The organism is Psychroserpens sp. NJDZ02, assembly GCF_004843725.1.
Classification (GTDB): Bacteria; Bacteroidota; Bacteroidia; order Flavobacteriales; family Flavobacteriaceae; genus Olleya.
Window position 1 is genome coordinate 792307 of sequence record NZ_CP039451.1, and the last position, 21521, is coordinate 813827.

Here is a 21521-nt window from a genome sequence, read left to right on the forward strand (position 1 = left end):
ACCTAATCTTAAAAACACCATATTTAATAAAAAGTAGTTACACTAAAACAATTTAAAAAATAGTGTTTCGATTAACCTTAAGCCTAAAAAAAACCCTTTTAACTTAATGTTAAAAGGGATTTTAAATTTTATGCTATTTCATCTTAAAGATTATAAATAAATCTAACCGTTACAAATCTAGGCTGTATATAATACTCACTAGTACTTACAGAAAACGCATCGTTACTATTTTGTACTCTTGAAGCTGTATCTAATAAATTGGTCATCTTTAACTCATACTCCCACTTACTATCGCTACTTTTTCTATACGCTAAGTTAGCATTCCATAATCCGAAACTATTACTATTCCCATCCAACGTTTGACGACTATATGTATAATCTGTTTTAAAAGTAAAGGTTTTAAATATTAATGCATCAAACTCTGCTGATGGCGCATTAGTATATATTTTAGTCCGTCTTGTCCCTTGGTCATTATCACTTAAACCATACGTATAACGTAATTTAAAATTTGGTGCATCTCTAAAATTAGATCTAAATTCTGCAGTATAACTTTGGCTATAGTTTTCGTTAACGGAAACCTGACTATTGATAAACTGATTGTATTTAGTGTATCCAAACGTACCCCTTAAACTAGCTTGTAATTTACCAAAGCGTCTTTGAAAACGTCCACTAACATTTAAGCTTTCATCATCCAACCCCGAATTAAAAGGTGTACTCGTTTTAATGACAGAGCCTGGTTGAAACTCCGATACATTTCTAATATTATCAATATTCTTAGAATAATTAATAAACGCAAAGACGTTAGTATAATTAAACATATTAAAACTAAAGTAACTTAAATTAATATTATGCGACAAAGCACTTTCTAAGTCAGGATTACCTTGAAAAGTAGAATTATAGTTGTTCAAAACTAAACCTTGCGCAAACTGATTAACATCTGTAAACTGTGTTTGCATTTTATAAGTTAAGTTTAAAGTTTCTGTACCTTTTAATTGTACAAGTATGTTTAAATCCGGTAATACTCTAAAAAAATTATCTGTCGTTTTAGTATTAAACTGACTATTAACTGCACTGTAAGCATGAGCAGAAACCCCTGGACTAATTGTAAACTTACCCGTTTTAAAACGATAATGCGCGCCTAAATAGATATCATTAAAAGTATATTTTATATCATTAACATCAGATAAGCCTGATATTGTAGTATTAGTCTCTAAATCACTGCCATCATCTAATGTTTGAAAAATATTAGAATCAAATTGTTGATTACTATAAATTGTTCCTACAGTAAAATTGATATCGCTCTTTTTATTTAAAATATTCCAATAATCTACCTTAGCATCTAACTGATTAGTTTTGACCCGTTTTTGTTGATTTACGTCATAAGTAACCTGAGTTCCATCTAACCCCAAATCTTGAGCTGTGTCATCAAAAGGATCTCTATTATCAGGATCTAATTCAGAATTATTGGTAGGATCATTTAGCAAGAGTGCATTATAAAATGGATCTTCATCTTGCAATAGATGTTGTACAGATAATGCAAAAATATTATCCTCGTCCATTGTATAATAATAATTCAGGTTTTGATTTATCTTATAAGGATTAGTTTCTTCATTTTGATCAATAGGACCAACAACATTTGAGAAAGTCCCATTTAACTGTTCGTCTTTAGACACACGCCCCAGAATATCATAATCCAATTGATTATTACCATCCGGTTTATACTTTGCACTAAACTTAACTAACCCAAGATCACTTTTTTGTTGGGTGTTACTAGTTGTGTTTTCATCAGGGATACCAAAAGTTTGATCTGTATAAAATACGTTACTATTTTCTTGCAAATCTATTCTGCTACTAGCAAAAATGGCAAACCCACTAACATCTAAAGTGCTTTTTGGAGAATAACTAAAGTTAGCAGCTCCAAACTTAGTATTAATACTTTTTGCCTGGTTATTTTGAAGTTGTTTAAACCCTAAATCATTACTACCTAAACTAATATTAGTCCCACTTTGCTGACTCGGTTGTTGGAAACCACCTGAGAAATTAAAAATATCACGACGTGATAAAGCCAGCTCTCCAATATTATTTAAATCCCCAATAAAGTTTATACTCTTCGTAGGACTGTAATAAAATAGTTTTGGTTGCAATAAATATAACTCACTATCTTCAGAGTTTCCAGAACCACCTGTAACGGTACCAAACCAAAAGTTTTTCTTCCCTTCCTTTAATTTAATATTTATAGCAATATTATCTTGATTATTAGTCACGCCACTTAATTGACCTACTTCAGAATAATTTTTTAAAACCTGAACTTTATCAATAGCATTTGCAGGTATATTTTTAGTGGCTAATTTAGTATCGCCATCAAAAAACTCTTTACCATCAATCATGACTTTACCAACTTTTTTCCCTTCAATCTCAACCTCTCCATCATCATTAATCTCGACACCAGTCATTTTCTCTAAAACATCACCAAGTTTTCGTTCTGTTCCATTTTTAAAAGAATCCGCGTTGTAAGTAATCGTATCACCACTTATGGTTACTGGCATTTCATAAGTAATCTCTACTTCATCTAAGCTATTATCTATAAACATTGTATAGTCTTTATTTATGTCACTCTCCTTAGTATTAACTATACTAGAAATCTGTTTCATACCTATATAACTAACTTGTATACTGTAGCTCTGATTAACTTCTAAATTAAGCTTATATCGTCCTTTATCGTTAGTTATAGCATAAGCCTCTAACGTTTTAGCTGCCTTGTTTATAGCCACCACGTTTGCTAACTCTAAAGCAACCCCCGTACTATCTTTGACCACACCTTCAAATTTTACTTGTGCAAAAGACGTACTTATTACTAATAAAAGAAGGCCTGTAAATATATGTTTCATCTGTTTTTTTTATTGGTTGGTTGTTTTGTATCCCAAATTAATTACGTCCACCTCGACCACCTCGAGATCTAAACATTTCGCGCATCTCTTTCATTTTTTTCTTAACAATATCCTGATACTCTTCCATAGTAACCTCCTTACCTTTAGTAGGCTGCTTGATATCGTTTTTCTCACTAGGATTCATGACTATTTTAGTACATAAAATAGTTGTTTTACCAGAATTTACTTCTAAAATCAAACCTGGAAGCCCCCAATAGTCTGCAGGACCATTATTAACAGGAATATCCATAGTATACCACGCGGTAACTTCAACTTCTTTAGGCATTTCTATCTCATCAAAAGGGTCTTTTGATTTATCAGAATGTGTACTATCTTTTTTAACTTCTGCGGTTTCCTTTTTATCCTCTTTTCTATCATTACCTCCTCCTCTTCTAAAATTGGTAAAATCGTTAGGATCAGCTTTTTTAGTAGCAGTAGCTTTAAAACAAGTATACTTCCCAATCTGTTTAGACTCACCACTCATTTTCCATTCCAACTTAACCAAACTATCTTTAATCAAAAACTGCTTTCCAAAAAACTCTTGATCCTGAAACAACTTGTTTGATTTTACATCCTTATAGATTATTCCTGAAGCAATACCTCCAAATCTAAAACCACCTCGTCCCCCGCTTGGTGCTTCCAAAGCTTCGTCTTCCTTATATAACGACTCTGTTTTATTAAAATCTAAAACAAATGTTTTTTCGAGACTACTTTTCATACGTGCCATAATCTCTTTTTTACGTTCTGGACTAAGCTCTCGACCTCCAAAATTATCCATATCCATGGTTGTTTTAGACATATAAGTCGCCTGGCCCTGAAAGCTACTTTGCGCAAAAGTTGTAGATGATACAATCATAACTATTAAGATAGTTAGATTATTAATAGTCGTTTTAAGTGTCATTCTGATAAATTTTATAATTAATGAGTTATACTTAACTAAGACAACAAAATGAGTAAATAGTTTAATGTAAATCGAATAATACTTTTCTATAAAAATCGATCGTCACTAAATATGGATTTTTTTAAACCTTTGGTTTAGTTTTTGTACATTGTTACCCCATGAAACCACTACTAATTTTATTATATTTTTTATCTTTTTCGTTATTAGCGCAAGACAGTATTACAACGACTTTGGAACAAAAGGACAGCATAGACGCTGATATATTTATATCCAAAAATAATTTTGAAAACGTATATTTTATCAAAGACAACGTTTTGATAAAAACGTCCGACAAACAATCCTCAAACTATAGTAATATCCAATTAGGTAAAATTGCATCTGTACACACCTTTAATCCTTTAAAAATCAATGTGTTTTATGCTAATTTAAATACTGTAATCATATTAGACAATAGATTAGCTGAAGTCTCTAAACTTGACTTTAACACCATCCAACCTTACAAAAACGTCTCTCATGTCACCACTGGATTTGACAATACTATTTGGCTATTCAATCAGGACTTTCAATACTTAGAACTTTACGACTACAAAACACAAACCTCGCGATACAAGACAATACCTGTAGCCTCTAAAGTATTAGACCTTACCAGTAATTACAACTATTGTTGGTTACTTACAGAAAACAACTTGTACTGTTACAATTATTTTGGAAGTTTAGTCTACAAGATCAAAAATGATGGGTATTCAAAAATAAAGGCGGCTAATGAAGATTTAGTTATTCAGAAAGACGAAGCATTAATTTTTTACAATCATAAAACCAAAACACTGATGCCTATCGCATTACAAAATATGTTAATAAGTCAGTTTTTTGTAACCAACCAAATCCTTTATATTTACAATCGTAAATCACTATTTCAATACAAACTTAAAACAGACTAACTATGCACGTTGCCATAGCAGGAAATATAGGCGCAGGAAAAACGACGCTGACTAAATTATTAGCTAAACATTTTAACTGGGAAGCTCAATTAGAAGACGTTGTAGACAATCCTTACCTAGACGATTTTTATAATCAAATGGAACGTTGGAGTTTTAACCTACAGGTTTACTTTTTAAACAGTCGTTTTAGACAAGTCTCTCAAATTCGCGAAAGTGGAAAAGACATTATTCAAGACAGAACCATTTATGAGGATGCCCATATTTTCGCACCTAATTTACATGCTATGGGCCTGATGACTAATCGTGATTTTGAAAACTACAAATCCCTTTTTGATTTAATGGAAGGTTTTGTTGCTGGTCCTGATTTATTAATTTACTTACGCAGTTCTATCCCAAACTTAGTCTCTCAAATACATAAACGTGGACGTGATTACGAAAACTCTATAAGCATCGATTATTTAAGTAGACTTAACGAGCGTTACGAAGCTTGGATACACGGTTACAAAAAAGGTAATTTATTAGTTATTGATGTCGATAACATGGATTTTGTTGCTAACCCCGAAGATTTAGGAATCATTATAAATAAAATTGACGCGGAGATAAACGGGTTATTTTAAATCTATTTTGACGTTACCTTTATCCTGAATTTAGTTCAGGATAAAGGTCGTGCTGTCCGTTATATCTTTTTTTGCCATATATGGCAGCAAAAAAAGGATGCCACTACCATCACTAACGCGGGATTACTTAATTAGACCATGACTTTTAGCATGGATAATAGCCTCCTTACTAGAGTTTACTAATAACACGGGTGTTGTATTATAATCACCAAGTAAGTTTTTAACCCGTTTTGTTTTCTTTTTATCATTAACACTTCTCAAATAGACCGCTTTAATCCGCTGCGGATAGGCATTAACCAGTTCTAGATAAATATCAGGATCATGCTCTGCACTATCACCAATTAAAATGATAGGTAAACTAGGGTATGTTTTTAAAATATTTTCTATTTCCAATTGTTTATCCGGCTTACACGATGCCGTTTTCTTTCTAAAAATGGTTTTAAAGCCCCTTAATAAAATAGGTCCTTTAGGAAAATTATTAGTTCTTAAAAAAAACTCTAAGTATCTGTATAAATTCCAAGGACTGTGGCTAACATAAAAAATAGGGTTGGCTCTATCACCAGCTGGACCTCTGTGCAACATGTGGTAAAACTCGGCAGCACCTTCCAACGGAATCCTATTCTGCGCATGTTTTAGAAACGTATTATAAAGCACACGCCATTTTAAAACCGATACCACACCAGTATGTAAAATAGTATCATCAATATCACTTATGACCCCAAAATCTGAATTCTGATTCGGAATTAGCAACTCGGCAGCAAATCTATTTTGACTCTGTATTGTACGCTTTAAAGTCGCTTCATTATAAGATACTTCAAAATTTAGCCAACCTTCCGTATTTATTAAATTATCAAGGTCAGAAATGGTTTCATCTATCTTGTAATAACCATCTTTATCGGTTTCTGTATAAAAGACTTTGTTGTTTGGTAATGTAATTTTTAACTTGGTATGTTTGATTTCATCAGTTTCAAAACGTTTCCAAGTATTTAAGATAAGATTAAATAAGCTTTTCTGGTCTAAATCAATAGTTTCATCTTCTAAAGCGCGTCCACGATGATAAAAGTGACTGGACGTACCGTAACTTAAAAACGAAATAATTTGTAAGGGATCTTTCTTAAACCAACTCATTACTCAAATATAGTGTAAAAAAAAACTACTAAATATATTAGGAGCTTATTAATTTGCAATTTCAATAAAGCTTTAACAATTTTAAAAAAATACAGCCGTAATTAATCCATTAACGCATATCTAATAAAATATAAATGCTACATAACGACCGAATCTTTAGGTTAAACCTTTAAACCAGTACCTTGGGATTAAACAAAAAAAACCCTAATACACATTTGTAAAAGGGTTTTAATATTTTTAGGCTTAGTAGTACTTAGATAGTAAAGTTACCATTTTTCTTGTGTTCGCTATTCTCGTAACGCTCCACACATGTATTTAAAATCTCATAGGCTTCTTTTGCATCACCCCATGCTCCGATATCTACTTTTTTCATTTCTAAATCCTTATAAACTTGGAAAAAGTGAGTGATTTCTTTAATTCTATGAGGATTTAAGTCATCAATATCGTTATAGCTATTCCAAATTGGGTCTGTAGTTGGTACACAGATAATTTTTTCGTCTGGTCCTTTTTCGTCAGCCATGTGGAATACACCAATTGGCTTAACTTCCATTACACAACCTGGAAAAGTTGGCTCAGTTCCCATAACTAAAACATCTAATGGATCACCATCTAACGCTAATGTTTCTGGAATAAAACCGTAATCTCCTGGATACATCATTGAAGAAAACAACATACGATCAAAACGGATTTTATTTAATTCAAAATCGTATTCGTATTTATTTCTGCTTCCTTTTGGTATCTCTATTAATACATCAAATGTTAATTTTCCTCCTGGACTCATATTATTTATTTTTAGTTTCCGTCAAGCGGAATTTGATATTACTTTTTACTTTTTCGGGATGCGAAAGTACGAGATTATTTAGGTTCTAGCAAGAGAAACGTACTGATTTTTACGTCATATGACAATATCAACTAAACTTTATCTAAAAAAAACAATTTACTTTGTTAAACTTTAAATATAAATAACCGAAACCTATTCAAACCAAAACAATCCATTATAAATCAAAACCTTATTTATGCTTTAATATCCAAAGTTCTACCTCTTCCAAAGCACGCCAATGTTGATCTCTTTTTGTTTTATCCGAAGATAATTTAACCTTTCTTTTTAAACACTTTTCTAAAACAAATCGTCCTCCTTCGGCAAGTTCCTTTTCTATCGGGTGTACTTTAGACACCTCTGTAATCTCTGCCAAGTTTGAAAACAATAACACCAATTTACCATCTGGTAATAACTGTTGTTTTGCACCTTCAAAAAAATCAGGGAACAACGTTTCATTATAGTAAATAGCTTCGTCTAATCTATTTAAACGACTAGATGTTGGCAACCATGGTGGATTAAACACAATCAATTCGGTTTGTTTTTCTGACGTACCAAAAAGATTAGCATACTCCAACGTTATTTTCCTTGATAGTTTTGTATCCTTCATAGATTCGGTTAATCCAAAAATAGCATTAGGATTAGTATCCGTACCATATACCGTTTGGAACCCATGTTTTATCATCTGAAAAGATAACACACCGCTTCCGATACCAACATCAACTGCTGACTTTTTTGGTCCCTCATAACGTTTTAACCAATTATCAAAAAGTATTAAATGGTCAAAGCGTGTCGGAAAATACGTGCCGTAATACGGATGTATCTTATTACGTAAGACAGGAATAGTAATTCCGTTTTCATACCATTGCCAAGCGCTATTTAATCCTTGTACTTTAACAAATGCTAATAAAAAATTGCTAGTATCTGGATATAATTTTTCTAACCAACCAATAGCTGGTGCTTTTTTAACGGCAAGTTTATGATCAATAACTTCGATCAAAATAAGACTTGACAACTTGTTATATTGTGCTCTGTATTCGCGTTGCTCCTTAAAAGACTTATTAGGTAACTTTTTATGTAAGTATACTTTTAACTCTTTTAATAACGTTAATCCATTACTGTAAAAAGCAGTTATTAATACAGGATGCCCTGCTTCTAAAGTCTTTATTGTTAATTTAACATCCGTTCCTTTGCTAAATAACATTAACTGCTTATCCGAAACAATTATGTCTGGCTTATTAAGATCTAACTCCGTTACGCCATTTACTTCTGCTTTTGATACAGCCATATATATTTTAAATTGAAATACAATGCACACTAATAAAGTACGCAAAGCATAAGATTGAAATCGTTAATTTATTATTTCGGTTTTTAGAAGTAAAAACCAAAACTACCCGTTACACCAAATTTTCTAGCATCCGGATTAGCAATTGGGTCTAAGTAATTCCCTCTAAAGTTTAAGTCTATCCTAAACACCTTAAAAATATTACCAACACCAACACTATACTCATAATAGGCCTCCTTTTTTGGTGCTGTATACACCAAACCAGACGCGTTTATATTTCTATTATCTTCAGAAACATCTCCAATAACACCTCTTGCACCCACTATTGCTCTTAAATTATACTTTTTAAGAAATGGAATACGCGAAAACAAGCGTCCATTAAAATTATGCTCTATATGTAAAGTAGCATATTCATCGGTTACAAACTCGTAAAAATCTAAGTTAGAAAATGTATTATAAATAGAGAAGTAACTCTGGTTACCAGGTACCACACTTAGTAATCCTAAAGGGACTTCTCCAAATGTTTTCCCAGCCTCAATAGTGGTAAACAATCTACCAAATCCGCCTAAAGCCCATGGTTGCGTGTATGAAAATTGCAATCTAGTATAATCAAAATCACTATCTAAAATAGTATTATCTCCAACAGATATTTGTGCAAATAGCCTTGCAAAGTCATCATTTTTTGTACGACGTTCTACCCCGTATCCAGTCATTTCTCGTTTTGGAAAATAGGACATAGAAAACGCCGTTTCGTACTGCTTAACTTCAGATTTTATTGCGGTTTGTGTGGCATCCGTAAAGTAATCCAAACTAAAAGTAGGAGAAGCTGATTCTAAAGTTCTATAACTTATACTTAGACGCGTTAATAAGTTTCTAAAGGGTTCCGCTTCAATAGCCAATGTACTTAAATTTAAGTTAGTTAACTTATCATTTGTTCCTGTACCCACGACAGAACTACTAGCTAAACTTCGACCTAAAACATCCGTACTTGTTGTTAAACTAGCTCCAATTTGCTCCACATCACGACGGTTTCCTCCAGAAATAATTAATCGACTTTTCTTATCGATTAACCATTTACCTGACAAACCATATTTAAATTTATCATCTCTAAAACCATACGCTGTAAATCCTTCAATACGCCATAAATCATTTTGTCCAAAATAAGTACGTCCTCCTGCTCTTACCCTAACACCTTCCACAGCATTATAACCAAAAGTGGAAAAAATTGGTCCGTAATCTAAATTAAGTTGGGGAAACTCTACATAACCAGAAGCTAATATGCTTCCTAAATTATACAGTCGTTTAAACTTTTGTGTGTTTTTTAAAGAATCCAACATGACATACACCCCTTTTTCATCCTTACTTAAGGTTTCCATGCGGTTTTTATCCCAAAAAGTCTCGTCTTGATTATAGAGGTCTTGATCAAAACTATAGACTTTTTCTTTATAAAATTTGGGATCTTTTTTCTCATTAAATTTATAGTTATCGTACAACGTGGTCCGTTTACCATAAATCCCTTGAGATTTTTCTTTTTTATTAAAAGCAAAATCACTCATAAAGTAATCTCGTTTTATTAAGAATACAGAATCATTAAGCACTTCAAATTCTTGCTCGATATAAATCTCTTTTACCCAATTTATGTTTGCACTTTTAGAGGCTTGCATGTTAATTTCCTTTATAGCAAAGGTTGAATCTGCCACCCAAAAATCACCTTTAAAGGTTAATTCGTTTTTACGCCTCGGGTAATAAATAATATTATAACACCATTTATTATCGATAAAACTACTATCCGCTAAGACATAATTATAAGTCTGAATCCCTGTTCTTGAAATTGGACTTGTAAAACTTTTATCAAAAAATTTAAGATAGTTATCATACACATCATAATCGGAGTACAAGTCGTCCACAAAATCAATTATAATTTGATTATTACTAAACCCTGAGTTTTTGTTTCCTTTTAAGACATCTCGTTTAGCATTAATTTCATTATCACCATATACCTGGCTAGAAGACTCATTAATAAACATTGGTAAGTAAGTCTTTCCTGTAACATTAGATGTATCGACTTGCTCAAACACAAACTCCATACCTCTAAACAGTTTACTTTGCATTAAAGAACTGTCTACCGTGTTAAGATCAAACTCTACTTTTTCGTACTTATCATATTGATATTGCTTATATTTTTTTAGACCATTAAGACGTTTATTGGCCCAAATTTTTCTAAGAATATCAATTGCTGGGTTATTTTTTTTAGATTGTTTACCTGAAATAATAACGACTTCATCTAGTGCCGCCACTTCTTCTTTTAAAACAAGCTTTAAATCGTAATTTACTTTTTTATCAAGTTTAATTTCTTGTGTTTGAAAACTAACAAACGACACTACAAGTGTGTCCCAAGCATTATCATCTTCTAGATAAAAACGACCTTCCTCATTGGTTATTACTCCTACAGAAGAGTTTTTAAAAACAACGTTCGCAAAAGATATCGGTTGGTTATACTCGTCATAAACAACACCACTAACCTTAGTTTGTGCTATTGCAAAAAGACTTCCGAAGACAAAAAAGAGACCAAAAAGTTTACTGTTCATATTTAGGCATTTAATACAAAAAGCTCCATCAACAATCGTGCTAATGAAGCTTTTAATAAATAGAAAATACTATTTCTTTATTTATACATTACTTTTTTAACAGCAGTAATAACATCGGTATGGTCTGGTAACCATTCTGCTAATAATACTGGAGAGTAAGGTGCAGGTGTATCTGCAGTGTTTATTTTTATAATTGGTGCATCTAAATAATCAAATGCTTCGCTTTGTACTAAATACGTGATTTCAGTCGCAACGTTACCAAACGGCCACGCTTCTTCTAAAATGATTAAACGATTTGTTTTCTTTACAGACTTAACAATAGCTTCTCTATCCATTGGACGCACAGTACGTAAATCGATAATCTCGCAAGAGATACCATCTTTAGCTAACTGGTCTGCCGCGATATAAGCTTCCTTAATTATCTTACCAAAAGAGACGATGGTTACATCTGTACCTTCTCTTTTAATCTCAGCAACTCCTAATGGAATTGTATATTCTCCTTCTGGCACTTCTCCTTTATCACCATACATCTGCTCACTCTCCATAAAAATCACAGGATCATTATCACGTATAGCCGATTTTAATAGCCCTTTAGCATCATATACATTTGAAGGTATAACCACCTTTAAACCAGGAGTATTAGCGAACCAGTTTTCAAAAGCTTGAGAGTGCGTTGCACCTAATTGTCCAGCAGATCCTGTAGGACCTCTAAAAACTATTGGACAATTAAATTGTCCACCAGACATTTGTCTGATTTTAGCTGCGTTATTTATAATTTGATCAATACCAACTAACGAAAAGTTAAACGTCATGTATTCTACAATTGGTCTATTACCAGTCATAGTCGATCCGATAGCTATACCTGCAAAACCAAGTTCTGCAATTGGTGTATCAATAACACGCTTTGCTCCAAACTCATCTAACATCCCTTTTGATGCTTTGTAGGCACCATTATATTCTGCTACTTCTTCACCCATTAAAAAAATGCTTTCATCTCTGCGCATCTCTTCGCTCATGGCTTCACATATAGCTTCTCTAAATTGAATTGTCTTCATCTAAATAATAATTTGAAAAGCAAAAATAACAATAAATCAAAAACTTTAGACTAAAGAATTATTTAAAATTTACTATGCACGCATAGTATTTTTTCAAAATAAATAATTATCTTCGTAACCGTAAGATTTAAGCGCTGTTTTAAAACCTTAATTTTATCAAAATTTAAATAAAAGTTAGATCAACTATAACGTTATAGTTATCAAAATCTAACGTTATAGAACTCATAAAAACAAAATAATATGAAAATTTTAGTGTGTATTAGTCATGTCCCAGATACGACATCAAAAATTAATTTCACCGATGGAGATTCAAAATTTGACACAACTGGAGTACAATTTGTAATTAACCCAAATGACGAATTTGGTTTAACACGTGCTATGTGGTTTAAAGAAAAGCAAGGCGCTTCTGTAGATGTTATAAATGTTGGAGGTCCTGAAACAGAACCGACTTTACGTAAAGCATTAGCCATTGGTGCAGATACTGCCATTAGAGTTAATACGGAAGCTAAAGATGGTTACCAAGTTGCTAAAGAGATTGCTAATGTAGTAAAAGACGGTGGTTATGACTTGGTTATTGCAGGGCGTGAATCTATCGATTACAATGGAGGAATGGTACCTGGTATGATTGCAGAAATGGTTGACGCTAATTTTGTTACCAATTGTATTAGCTTAGAAGTAGATGGTACTGCTGCTAAAGCTATGAGAGAAATTGATGGTGGTAAAGAAACTGTTGCAACGTCATTACCTTTAGTTATTGGAGGGCAAAAAGGATTAGTTGAAGAAAGTGATTTACGTATCCCAAACATGAGAGGAATTATGATGGCACGTAAAAAACCTTTAACGGTTGTTGAGCCGGTTGGTGCTTCTGTTGAAACATCTTCAGTAAAATTTGAAAAGCCAGCGCCTAAAGGTGCAGTAACTTTAGTTGCTCCAGATAACTTAGACGAGTTAGTTCAATTACTTCATAACGAAGCTAAAGTGATTTAGTTATAAACTATGACTCTCAAACTTGTTTTGGGATCTTTTATAGTTTACAAAATCATTAATAACAACCTAGCGTTAGTTCAGGTTAAAAAAACAAAAAAATATGTCAGTTTTAGTATATACAGAATCAGAAAATGGAGCCTTCAAAAAAACAGCTTTTGAAGTTGCCTCTTACGCAAAAGCAGTTGCCGACCAAATGGGAACAACTGTAACAGCTGTAACAGTAAACGCAAATGATGTTTCAGAATTAGGACAATACGGCGTCGATAAAGTCTTAAAAGTATCTGATGCGTCTTTAACTAATTTTAATGCCAAATCTTATGCTGCAGCAATTGCACAAGCAGTAAAAAATGAAGGCGCTAAAGTTGTAATCGTTAGTCAAAGTGCAGATAGCAAATATTTAGCACCAATCTTATCAGTTGCTTTAGAAGCTGGTTACGCCTCTAATGTTATGGAAGTCCCTACTTCTACTGCTCCTTTTACAGTAAAACGTACAGCGTTTACAAACAAAGCATTCAACTTAACCACTATTGATACAGATGTAAAACTTGTTGGAGTCTCTAACAATTCTTTTGGCTTAGTAGAAAAAACAGGAAGTGCGACAGCAGAAGATTTTGCACCAAGCTTACCTGCTACCGGAGTTACTGTAGAATCTGTTGATAAAGCATCGGACAAAGTTACAATTGCTGACGCAGAAATAGTAGTATCTGCAGGACGTGGAATGAAAGGACCAGAAAACTGGGGAATGATTGAAGAGTTAGCAGATGTTTTAGGAGCAGCAACAGCATGTTCTAAACCAGTATCTGATTTAGGATGGAGACCTCATAGCGAACACGTGGGACAAACAGGAAAACCTGTAGCCTCTAACTTATATATTGCTATCGGAATCTCTGGAGCGATACAACATTTAGCAGGTATTAACGCCTCTAAAGTAAAAGTAGTTATTAACACAGATCCAGAAGCGCCTTTCTTTAAAGCAGCAGATTATGGAGTTGTTGGAGATGCTTTTGAAGTTGTTCCGCAATTAATTGAGAAATTAAAAGCGTTTAAAGCAGCAAACGCATAAGTTTTTATAAATATAAGTTCTTATTAACACAGGACTGTTTAAATTATGTACAAAAAACTACTTAAGGTAGTTTGGTAAAGTCCTAATTTAAACGGTTCTTTGTTTTTTATACACTATGAGTTTAGTCCGATTAAATATTAAAGGTATTTCTTACAGCCAAACACAAAATGGTGCGTATGCACTAATTTTAAACGAAGTTGATGGCGACCGCAAACTACCAATAGTCATTGGTGCATTTGAGGCGCAGTCCATTGCCATCGCATTAGAAAAAGAAATTAGACCGCCAAGACCACTTACACACGATTTATTTAAAAACTTTGCAGATCGTTTTGATATTATCGTCAAACAAGTGATCATTCATAAATTAGTAGATGGTGTATTTTACTCGTCTTTAATTTGCGAACGCGATAAGATTGAAGAAATCATTGATGCCAGAACTAGTGACGCTATCGCTTTAGCCTTACGTTTTAAAGCTCCAATTTTTACTTACAAAAACATATTGGACAAAGCAGGAATATTCCTTAAAGTTGATCCGACCCAAGAACAAGATCCAGATAATATTTTAATTGACGACTTACTACAAGATGAGTTTGAGTTAGAAATAACGGACGACAGCTATAGCGCGAAAACTATAGAAGAACTACACAACCTATTAGACGACGCTGTTGCTAATGAAGATTATGAAAAAGCAGCAAAGATCAGAGACGAAATCTCTAAACGTTAATCCCTTTACAATGAAATATTTTTTTATAGCAGTTATTGCCTTTTTTTTTGGTTTACATCCTATTATCGCTCAAGAACCAGTAAAAGAAATAATAGCTTTAGACTCGTTGACAATAAGTACAGAATCAATTATAACAACAGAGCAGCTTCAAATAGAAAAAAAAGATCATAAACTACAAGCTTGGCAATTATCTAGTCATGTTATTTATGAAAACTTAAATAAATTTCCAGACAAAGTACAATCAAATATTACTTTCACAAAAGGTAAAGAATTTATCGAATTTTTTGATAGCGGTGCCTATGTTTCAATACTTAATAATAGTTTTAATAAAGGCTATTATTTACAAAACAACAAACTCTTAGTTTTTAAGCAAAAAGTACCAACCACAGTTGACGTATACTATACTATTTTAGAGATTTCCGAAAATATTTTAAAATTAAAAAAAGGAGATAACGAAGTCTTAACATTTGTCTCTAAAGACCATCCTGATTTTTTACAACAAGTAACCAGTCAAGATAAAATAATAAAAAGTACAGGCTATACATTTACTAGTATCTGGAAAGGTTTGCTAGGAATGTTTTCTTTAATCGCTGTAGCCTTTTTATTTAGTAGTAATCGTAAAGGTATTAACTGGAGGGTTGTAGGTATTGGATTAACGTTTCAATTATTAATAGCCGTTTGTGTTTTAAAAATCAGCTTTGTAAAAGATATTTTTGAAGGTATTGGAAAAGTATTCATTAATATCTTAGACTTTACAAGAGCTGGTAGCGAGTTTTTATTTGGAGGTGTTATTGATATCAATTCTTACGGATTTATTTTCGCCTTTCAAGTTCTTCCTACGATACTATTTTTCTCTGCTTTAACCTCTCTATTATTTTATTTAGGTGTTATTCAAAAAGTCGTTAAAGCAATGGCTTGGTTATTATCCAAAGCCTTGAAAATTTCTGGAGCAGAAAGTTTAAGTGTTGCCGGAAACATCTTTTTAGGCCAGACAGAAGCGCCTCTTTTGATAAAAGCTTATTTAGAAAAAATGAATAAGTCAGAAATGCTTTTAGTCATGATTGGAGGTATGGCCACTGTTGCTGGTGCTGTACTTGCCGCTTACATCGGTTTTTTAGGTGGTGATGATGAAGCTTTAAGATTGTTTTATGCAAAGCATCTATTAGCAGCGTCTGTTATGGCAGCTCCTGGTGCTATTGTGATTTCAAAAATATTATTTCCACAAACAGAAGATGTTAATACTGATGTTTCAGTATCACAAGATAAAATTGGATCTAATATATTAGATGCTATAGCCAACGGAACCACTGAAGGTTTAAAGCTAGCCGTAAATGTCGGAGCTATGTTATTAGTATTTGTTGCTTTTATAGCTATGTTTAATGGAATTCTAGGCTGGATTGGAGATGTCACCTCTCTAAACGCATGGATTGCAGCCAATACAGCTTACAGTGCCTTATCTTTAGAATTAATCTTGGGTTACATCTTTGCACCTTTAATGTGGTTAATTGGTGTTGCTTATGAAGATATGGCATTAATGGGGCAATTGTTAGGTATTAAACTAGCTGCCAGTGAGTTTATTGGATACATCCAATTAGCAGATTTAAAAAATGCCGCAAATTCTACACATTTAATGTACGAAAAATCAATAATCATGGCTACTTATATGCTATGTGGTTTTGCCAACTTTGCGTCTATAGGTATTCAAATTGGAGGTATTGGATCACTAGCTCCTGGACAACGTAAAACACTTTCTAAATTTGGAATGAAAGCTTTACTTGGAGGGACTATCGCCTCGTTAATATCTGCTACTATTGCAGGTATGATTATTGGATAATCAAAACCAGAATTACAACAAATTAGAACTACTTAAAAGCTCATATTATTAGATTAATATGAGCTTTTAAATTTTTAACTAAAAACCTACTTTATAGGATATCATGAATAATCCTGAACTAAATAGGTTTTTTTTTTATTAATTTTGCTGAAATATTTTGCACTACAAGGCGCATAGCAAAAAATCCTTAAAAAGAACAGTCTATCATATTACAAATACACTATGAAACAATATCACGATCTAGTCAAACACATATTAGAACACGGAAACGAGAAAGGAGATCGCACAGGAACGGGAACAAAAAGTGTTTTTGGTTACCAAATGCGTTTTGATTTAAGTAAAGGATTTCCAATGGTTACGACCAAAAAATTACATCTAAAATCCATTATTCACGAATTACTCTGGTTTTTAAAAGGAGACACCAATATTAACTACCTTACTGAAAACGGCGTTAAAATATGGAATTCTTGGGCTGACGACAACGGAGATTTAGGTCCTGTCTACGGACACCAATGGAGAAACTGGAATAGTGACGAGATTGATCAAATTAAAGACGTTATTAATACTTTAAAAAACAATCCAGACAGCAGACGTATGTTAGTCTCGGCTTGGAACCCGTCTGTTTTACCAGATAACTCTAAAAGTTTTTCTGAAAATGTAGCTGATGGTAAAGCGGCTTTACCACCGTGTCATGCCTTTTTTCAATTTTACGTAGCAGACGGTAAATTATCCTGTCAACTATACCAACGTAGTGCTGATACTTTTTTAGGAGTACCGTTTAATATTGCTTCTTATGCTTTATTTACCATGATGATGGCACAAGTTTGTGGTTATGAAGCTGGTGATTTTATTCATACGTTTGGAGATGCTCATATTTATAGTAATCATTTTGAACAATTAGAATTACAATTATCTAGAGAGCTGAGACCATTGCCAACCATGACAATTAATCCTGAAATAACAGATATTTTAGATTTTAAATTTGAAGATTTCACTTTAGAAGATTATAATCCTCATCCACATATTAAAGGTGCTGTTGCTGTATAAAGTAGTTTAATAAGTACATTTAACATCAGACCTAATAACCGTCTTAAAACATTAACCGATGAACAAAATAATCCTATTATATTTTATACTGTTAACCCCAATAGCATTTGCTCAAGACATTGAAGACGTCGATGATAAATTGCCAACTAACGAAGAAAACGTAGATATTCCATTTGCGGTAGTAGAAACCCCTCCTATATATGACGGTTGTCAAGACCTGAGTGGTAACAATGCCAAGAACCATTGTTTTTCAAAATTGATAGCCAAACATGTGTCTAAAAATTTTAACACAAGCATTAGTGACTCCCTAGAGTTGCCATCAGGACGTATTAAAATAAACACGATGTTTAAGGTTAATCAAAAAGGTGAAATTGTAGATGTAAAAGCCAGAGCCCCTCATTCTAAACTGGAAGACGAAGCGATCCGCGTTATACAATTAATTCCAAAAATGTACGCCCCAGCAATGCATAGAGGCAGACCCGCAGCCACCAACTATAGTTTCCCTATCGTTTTTAGTAATGTTGGAACAACGACTCCAACAGATACTATAACCAATAAAAAGCCAGTCCTCAAGAAAGAAAAATAATAAACTAAAACAGGCACTTAATTTAGTGCCTGTTTTAGTTTAACCTTAGATTACATCAAGTTTTAATTATAGATATCCAAATTAATAATATCCCCAAAGTACAACAACCTTAACATTGCCTCCGTAACACTTATCTAATTATTACGGTCGAGTTGGATGAAGGTACTGGTTCACTAGAATCTCTTCCTGTAATCGTTACTGTTAAATAAATACCACTCGCAGTATGATCTGTTATCATATAATCAGCTGTGGCATTACCACTTGAATCTAACTGAACTCTTCCAGTTCTCCACTCATGAATCGGATCTAAAAATTGTACTGTAACAGGATACATAAAGTCAATCGACTGAAAAACTGCCGTTCCCGAAGTAGTTACAATTTGAAAATTAAGATATAATACTTCATCAGGTTCTCCACATGAAAAATCTAAAGTACCATTAAATCCACCTCCGTTACTAGCCGGAGGAGAACTATTAATGGTTAGCTCCGTACATCCACCTGGAGTCGTGTCTGGACATTCAGTTTCTGAGGCAAGAACACCAGGACTAGTAGTATCTATTCTATAATGATAATTATACAATAACCCATCCGCTGTTCGGATTCTTTTAAAGCCAGTACCATCATATATTTGGGTTAATCCTGCATTACTATATAATGTAACTCCATTAGTTATTAATGTGTTTTCTGGGACATAAACAGTCTCCCAGACAGCCCCTACTAAATCAGTAGTACATTTCCCTCCTGTAACCTCTAGTGCTACACTATTACTCGATTCCTCTTTAACTACAACAATATAATCACTAGCTGTTCCTCCATTTTCATCCGTTACGGTAACGGTGACAATAAATATTGTTCCGGTAGCTACACCTGTAGCATCAACATTAACATCTTGCAGGTTATCTGCTTCAAAAATGACATTAACATCATCTGAAGTCCATGAATACTGTAAATTAGCCACATCTCCATCTGGGTCATCCACTACTGTAGTAAACGCACTAGATACTTCATTAAATGGAATATAGTAATATTGTCCTTCCACAATGGTAACTGTTGGTAGTACATTTTCTTCTAAAATAACCAGTATAGTATCACTTGCTGTACCACCATTGCCATCAGTAACTGTAACAGTAACTACAAAAGAATCTCCTGCTGACAAACTACTAACATCGAAATTGGCTTCTGTTTCTCCTGGGTTACTAACCACGACAGCTGTACTATTTGTAGTCCAAGCATAAGTTAGCACATCTCCATCAACATCGTTACCAACAGCACTAATTGCAAAATTGGTTACTCCAGAATTAACCAAGTAAGTATCATCAACAATACTTACTGTAGGGGGATTATTTGATACCTCGTCTAAAGTAACTATAATAAAATCAGTCGCTGTTCCGCCATTACCATCACTAACGGTAACCGTTAAAATAAATGTTGTCCCTGCAGCTACGCCTGCTGTATTGATACTAACATCCTCAGATGTCGTCGAACCTAATAGGACGCTTGCATTATCTACGGTCCATAAGTATGTTACAGTATCTCCGTCTGCATCTGCTGCTGTAGCATGAAAAGCAGTATCTGTTGTTTCCTCTGCGATATTAAAATAGTCCCCTTGGTCTATCACAACCGTAGGATCTGTATTTGATGGGTCTCCTGTTTCATCTAAAGTAATAACTATATAATCGTTACTAGTACCACCATTACCATCAGAAACTGTAACTGTTAATACAAATGTTGTCCCTCCTGCGACACCTGTTGTATTGATACTGACCTCTTCAGAAGTTATCGTACCTAATATCACATCCGCATTATCTACAGTCCATAAATAGGTTACACTATCCCCATCAGCATCTGTTGCTGTGGCACTAAAAATAGAGTCTATTGTATCTTCTGCGATATCAAAATAAGCACCTTGGTCTATCACAACCGTTGGGTCTGTGTTAGATGCATTTGATTCCTGAACTATAAAGCTTAATTGAGAGGTTAAGGCAGGCACAGGATTTCCGTTAGAATCTACAACTGAAACCAATAAGACAACGTTACCAACACTTGTTCCTAAAAATTGAAATGACGTATTACCTGCAGTAACTGTTTGAGCTACGCCAAGCGGTACTAGAGCATTGTTTAAGTACACTTCTCCAGATCCTGTACCAGATACTAAAGTAAAGGTTACATTATAAGTAATTGAAGGATCAGGCGTGTCTTGTGTTATAATTGTAGCAAAGTTTTTTTGTGTATTCAAAACCAATGAACCATCCCCCGCTGTAGATAGCGTAAAATCAACTTCACCCACGTTATAAGTGACTATATCTTCCTTAATTTGTCCATTAGAATCGGTTCCTTCAAATTTTATAATGGTTACTCCTATTTGTTGTAAAGTTAAATTATAGAGATGTTGTCCATCCGCTATAGCGTATGATTCTCCTTGCTCTATTGCAGTCGTTGAGCTTCCTGTATCGTCCGTTAATTTTACAATACCTGAACCTTGTACAAACGTAATTTGAGAAACATAGGCCACTGATTGATCCACACCTGTATTATTTAAAACTAAGCTTAGAGGTGTTTCCTGATTTAGTCCAACCTCTGTAACTTCAGGGTCAGCATTCCATTCAAAAGTATTATGAATCACATTATAGGGTAACAAGATCTCTTCGCTTGCTCCAGTATAGTCCGTAACAGTAAATGCGATTACTGCTAAACCTATCTCTGTTCCAACAAATTCTAATTCTAAAGCTAAATCTTCACAAACGTGCTGCGTATTTTGAGATAATTGATTTTGATTAGCATATCTCAAATATCCATCCCCTTCTGTAACAGCATAACTAAACTCATAGACATCCCCAGTAACCATATTACTAGGAATGATACGTATAGAGGTCGGTTCTTTATAATTAATAGTAGCAATACTATTATGGGTTTCTGTAATACTAAAAAAATCAGATAAAAATTCGGCTTCTTTAGTACAAGCAAAAAATGTCATCACTAATGTTGAGACTGCTAAAACTATGTAATGTACTTTCTTCATAATAT

Annotated in this window: 16 protein-coding genes; 8 read left to right on the top strand and 8 right to left on the bottom strand. The window is 33.5% G+C overall.

Annotation, left to right across the window (positions count from 1 at the left end; translation table 11 throughout):
• Positions 1-143: 143 nt before the first annotated feature.
• Both E9099_RS03570 and E9099_RS03575 read right to left on the bottom strand, forming a co-directional pair.
• On the bottom strand, positions 144-2888 hold the full coding sequence (locus tag E9099_RS03570) for a TonB-dependent receptor (RefSeq protein ID WP_136582344.1): 2745 nt from the start codon (positions 2886-2888) through the stop codon (positions 144-146).
• A gap of 37 nt (positions 2889-2925) precedes the next feature.
• Positions 2926-3828 (bottom strand): GLPGLI family protein, encoded by a 903-nt coding sequence (locus E9099_RS03575; protein WP_136582345.1) that lies wholly within the window; start codon positions 3826-3828, stop codon positions 2926-2928.
• Between the two features lie 158 nt (positions 3829-3986).
• Between E9099_RS03575 and E9099_RS03580 the strand changes: the two genes are divergently transcribed.
• Positions 3987-4766 (top strand): hypothetical protein, encoded by a 780-nt coding sequence (locus E9099_RS03580; RefSeq protein ID WP_136582346.1) that lies wholly within the window; start codon positions 3987-3989, stop codon positions 4764-4766.
• Between the two features lie 2 nt (positions 4767-4768).
• A complete protein-coding gene (locus E9099_RS03585) occupies positions 4769-5383 on the top strand; it encodes a deoxynucleoside kinase (protein ID WP_136582347.1) in 615 nt (204 codons plus the stop codon).
• Between the two features lie 123 nt (positions 5384-5506).
• Here E9099_RS03585 and E9099_RS03590 read toward each other — a convergent pair whose 3' ends face one another.
• The 5 genes from E9099_RS03590 to E9099_RS03610 form a co-directional block, all read right to left on the bottom strand.
• Entirely contained in the window at positions 5507-6511 is a 1005-nt protein-coding gene (locus tag E9099_RS03590) for an App1 family protein (RefSeq protein WP_136582348.1), read from the bottom strand.
• 253 nt (positions 6512-6764) lie between these two features.
• Positions 6765-7292: an inorganic diphosphatase gene (locus E9099_RS03595; protein WP_136582349.1), complete on the bottom strand. Its 528-nt coding sequence runs from the start codon at positions 7290-7292 to the stop codon at positions 6765-6767.
• A gap of 229 nt (positions 7293-7521) precedes the next feature.
• Entirely contained in the window at positions 7522-8616 is a 1095-nt protein-coding gene (locus E9099_RS03600; protein WP_136582350.1) for a methyltransferase, read from the bottom strand.
• Positions 8617-8699: 83 nt separating this feature from the next.
• Positions 8700-11201 carry a DUF5686 and carboxypeptidase-like regulatory domain-containing protein gene (locus E9099_RS03605; RefSeq protein WP_136582351.1) on the bottom strand — a complete coding sequence of 834 codons (2502 nt, stop codon included), beginning with the start codon at positions 11199-11201 and terminating at the stop codon, positions 8700-8702.
• Between the two features lie 77 nt (positions 11202-11278).
• Positions 11279-12256, bottom strand: coding sequence for a pyruvate dehydrogenase complex E1 component subunit beta (locus E9099_RS03610; RefSeq protein ID WP_101017033.1), 978 nt, complete (start codon positions 12254-12256; stop codon positions 11279-11281).
• A gap of 240 nt (positions 12257-12496) precedes the next feature.
• On the opposite strand from E9099_RS03610, the gene E9099_RS03615 reads away from it, so the two are divergent.
• The 6 genes from E9099_RS03615 to E9099_RS03640 all read left to right on the top strand — a co-directional run bounded on the left by E9099_RS03615 (position 12497) and on the right by E9099_RS03640 (position 18497).
• The gene (locus E9099_RS03615; protein WP_136582352.1) at positions 12497-13243 is read left to right on the top strand and encodes an electron transfer flavoprotein subunit beta/FixA family protein; all 747 of its coding nucleotides are present in this window, start codon (positions 12497-12499) and stop codon (positions 13241-13243) included.
• A 100-nt stretch (positions 13244-13343) separates the two neighbouring features.
• On the top strand, positions 13344-14306 hold the full coding sequence (locus tag E9099_RS03620) for an electron transfer flavoprotein subunit alpha/FixB family protein (RefSeq protein ID WP_136582353.1): 963 nt from the start codon (positions 13344-13346) through the stop codon (positions 14304-14306).
• Between the two features lie 115 nt (positions 14307-14421).
• A complete protein-coding gene (locus tag E9099_RS03625) occupies positions 14422-15030 on the top strand; it encodes a bifunctional nuclease family protein (RefSeq protein ID WP_136582354.1) in 609 nt (202 codons plus the stop codon).
• 10 nt (positions 15031-15040) lie between these two features.
• Positions 15041-16864, top strand: coding sequence for a NupC/NupG family nucleoside CNT transporter (locus E9099_RS03630; RefSeq protein WP_410523970.1), 1824 nt, complete (start codon positions 15041-15043; stop codon positions 16862-16864).
• A 222-nt stretch (positions 16865-17086) separates the two neighbouring features.
• On the top strand, positions 17087-17911 hold the full coding sequence (locus E9099_RS03635; RefSeq protein WP_136582355.1) for a thymidylate synthase: 825 nt from the start codon (positions 17087-17089) through the stop codon (positions 17909-17911).
• A 58-nt stretch (positions 17912-17969) separates the two neighbouring features.
• On the top strand, positions 17970-18497 hold the full coding sequence (locus E9099_RS03640; protein WP_136582356.1) for a hypothetical protein: 528 nt from the start codon (positions 17970-17972) through the stop codon (positions 18495-18497).
• A gap of 130 nt (positions 18498-18627) precedes the next feature.
• On the opposite strand, the gene E9099_RS03645 is transcribed toward E9099_RS03640, so the two are convergent.
• Positions 18628-21516, bottom strand: a complete 2889-nt coding sequence (locus tag E9099_RS03645; RefSeq protein ID WP_136582357.1) for a PKD domain-containing protein — start codon at positions 21514-21516, stop codon at positions 18628-18630.
• Positions 21517-21521 lie beyond the last annotated feature (5 nt).

Coding starts and splice junctions, on each gene's coding strand:
- E9099_RS03570 (WP_136582344.1), bottom strand. CDS start 2,888: ATGAAACATATATTTACAGGCCTTCTTTTATTAGTAATAAGTACGTCT.
- E9099_RS03575 (WP_136582345.1), bottom strand. CDS start 3,828: ATGACACTTAAAACGACTATTAATAATCTAACTATCTTAATAGTTATG.
- E9099_RS03580 (WP_136582346.1), top strand. CDS start 3,987: ATGAAACCACTACTAATTTTATTATATTTTTTATCTTTTTCGTTATTA.
- E9099_RS03585 (WP_136582347.1), top strand. CDS start 4,769: ATGCACGTTGCCATAGCAGGAAATATAGGCGCAGGAAAAACGACGCTG.
- E9099_RS03590 (WP_136582348.1), bottom strand. CDS start 6,511: ATGAGTTGGTTTAAGAAAGATCCCTTACAAATTATTTCGTTTTTAAGT.
- E9099_RS03595 (WP_136582349.1), bottom strand. CDS start 7,292: ATGAGTCCAGGAGGAAAATTAACATTTGATGTATTAATAGAGATACCA.
- E9099_RS03600 (WP_136582350.1), bottom strand. CDS start 8,616: ATGGCTGTATCAAAAGCAGAAGTAAATGGCGTAACGGAGTTAGATCTT.
- E9099_RS03605 (WP_136582351.1), bottom strand. CDS start 11,201: ATGAACAGTAAACTTTTTGGTCTCTTTTTTGTCTTCGGAAGTCTTTTT.
- E9099_RS03610 (WP_101017033.1), bottom strand. CDS start 12,256: ATGAAGACAATTCAATTTAGAGAAGCTATATGTGAAGCCATGAGCGAA.
- E9099_RS03615 (WP_136582352.1), top strand. CDS start 12,497: ATGAAAATTTTAGTGTGTATTAGTCATGTCCCAGATACGACATCAAAA.
- E9099_RS03620 (WP_136582353.1), top strand. CDS start 13,344: ATGTCAGTTTTAGTATATACAGAATCAGAAAATGGAGCCTTCAAAAAA.
- E9099_RS03625 (WP_136582354.1), top strand. CDS start 14,422: ATGAGTTTAGTCCGATTAAATATTAAAGGTATTTCTTACAGCCAAACA.
- E9099_RS03630 (WP_410523970.1), top strand. CDS start 15,041: ATGAAATATTTTTTTATAGCAGTTATTGCCTTTTTTTTTGGTTTACAT.
- E9099_RS03635 (WP_136582355.1), top strand. CDS start 17,087: ATGAAACAATATCACGATCTAGTCAAACACATATTAGAACACGGAAAC.
- E9099_RS03640 (WP_136582356.1), top strand. CDS start 17,970: ATGAACAAAATAATCCTATTATATTTTATACTGTTAACCCCAATAGCA.
- E9099_RS03645 (WP_136582357.1), bottom strand. CDS start 21,516: ATGAAGAAAGTACATTACATAGTTTTAGCAGTCTCAACATTAGTGATG.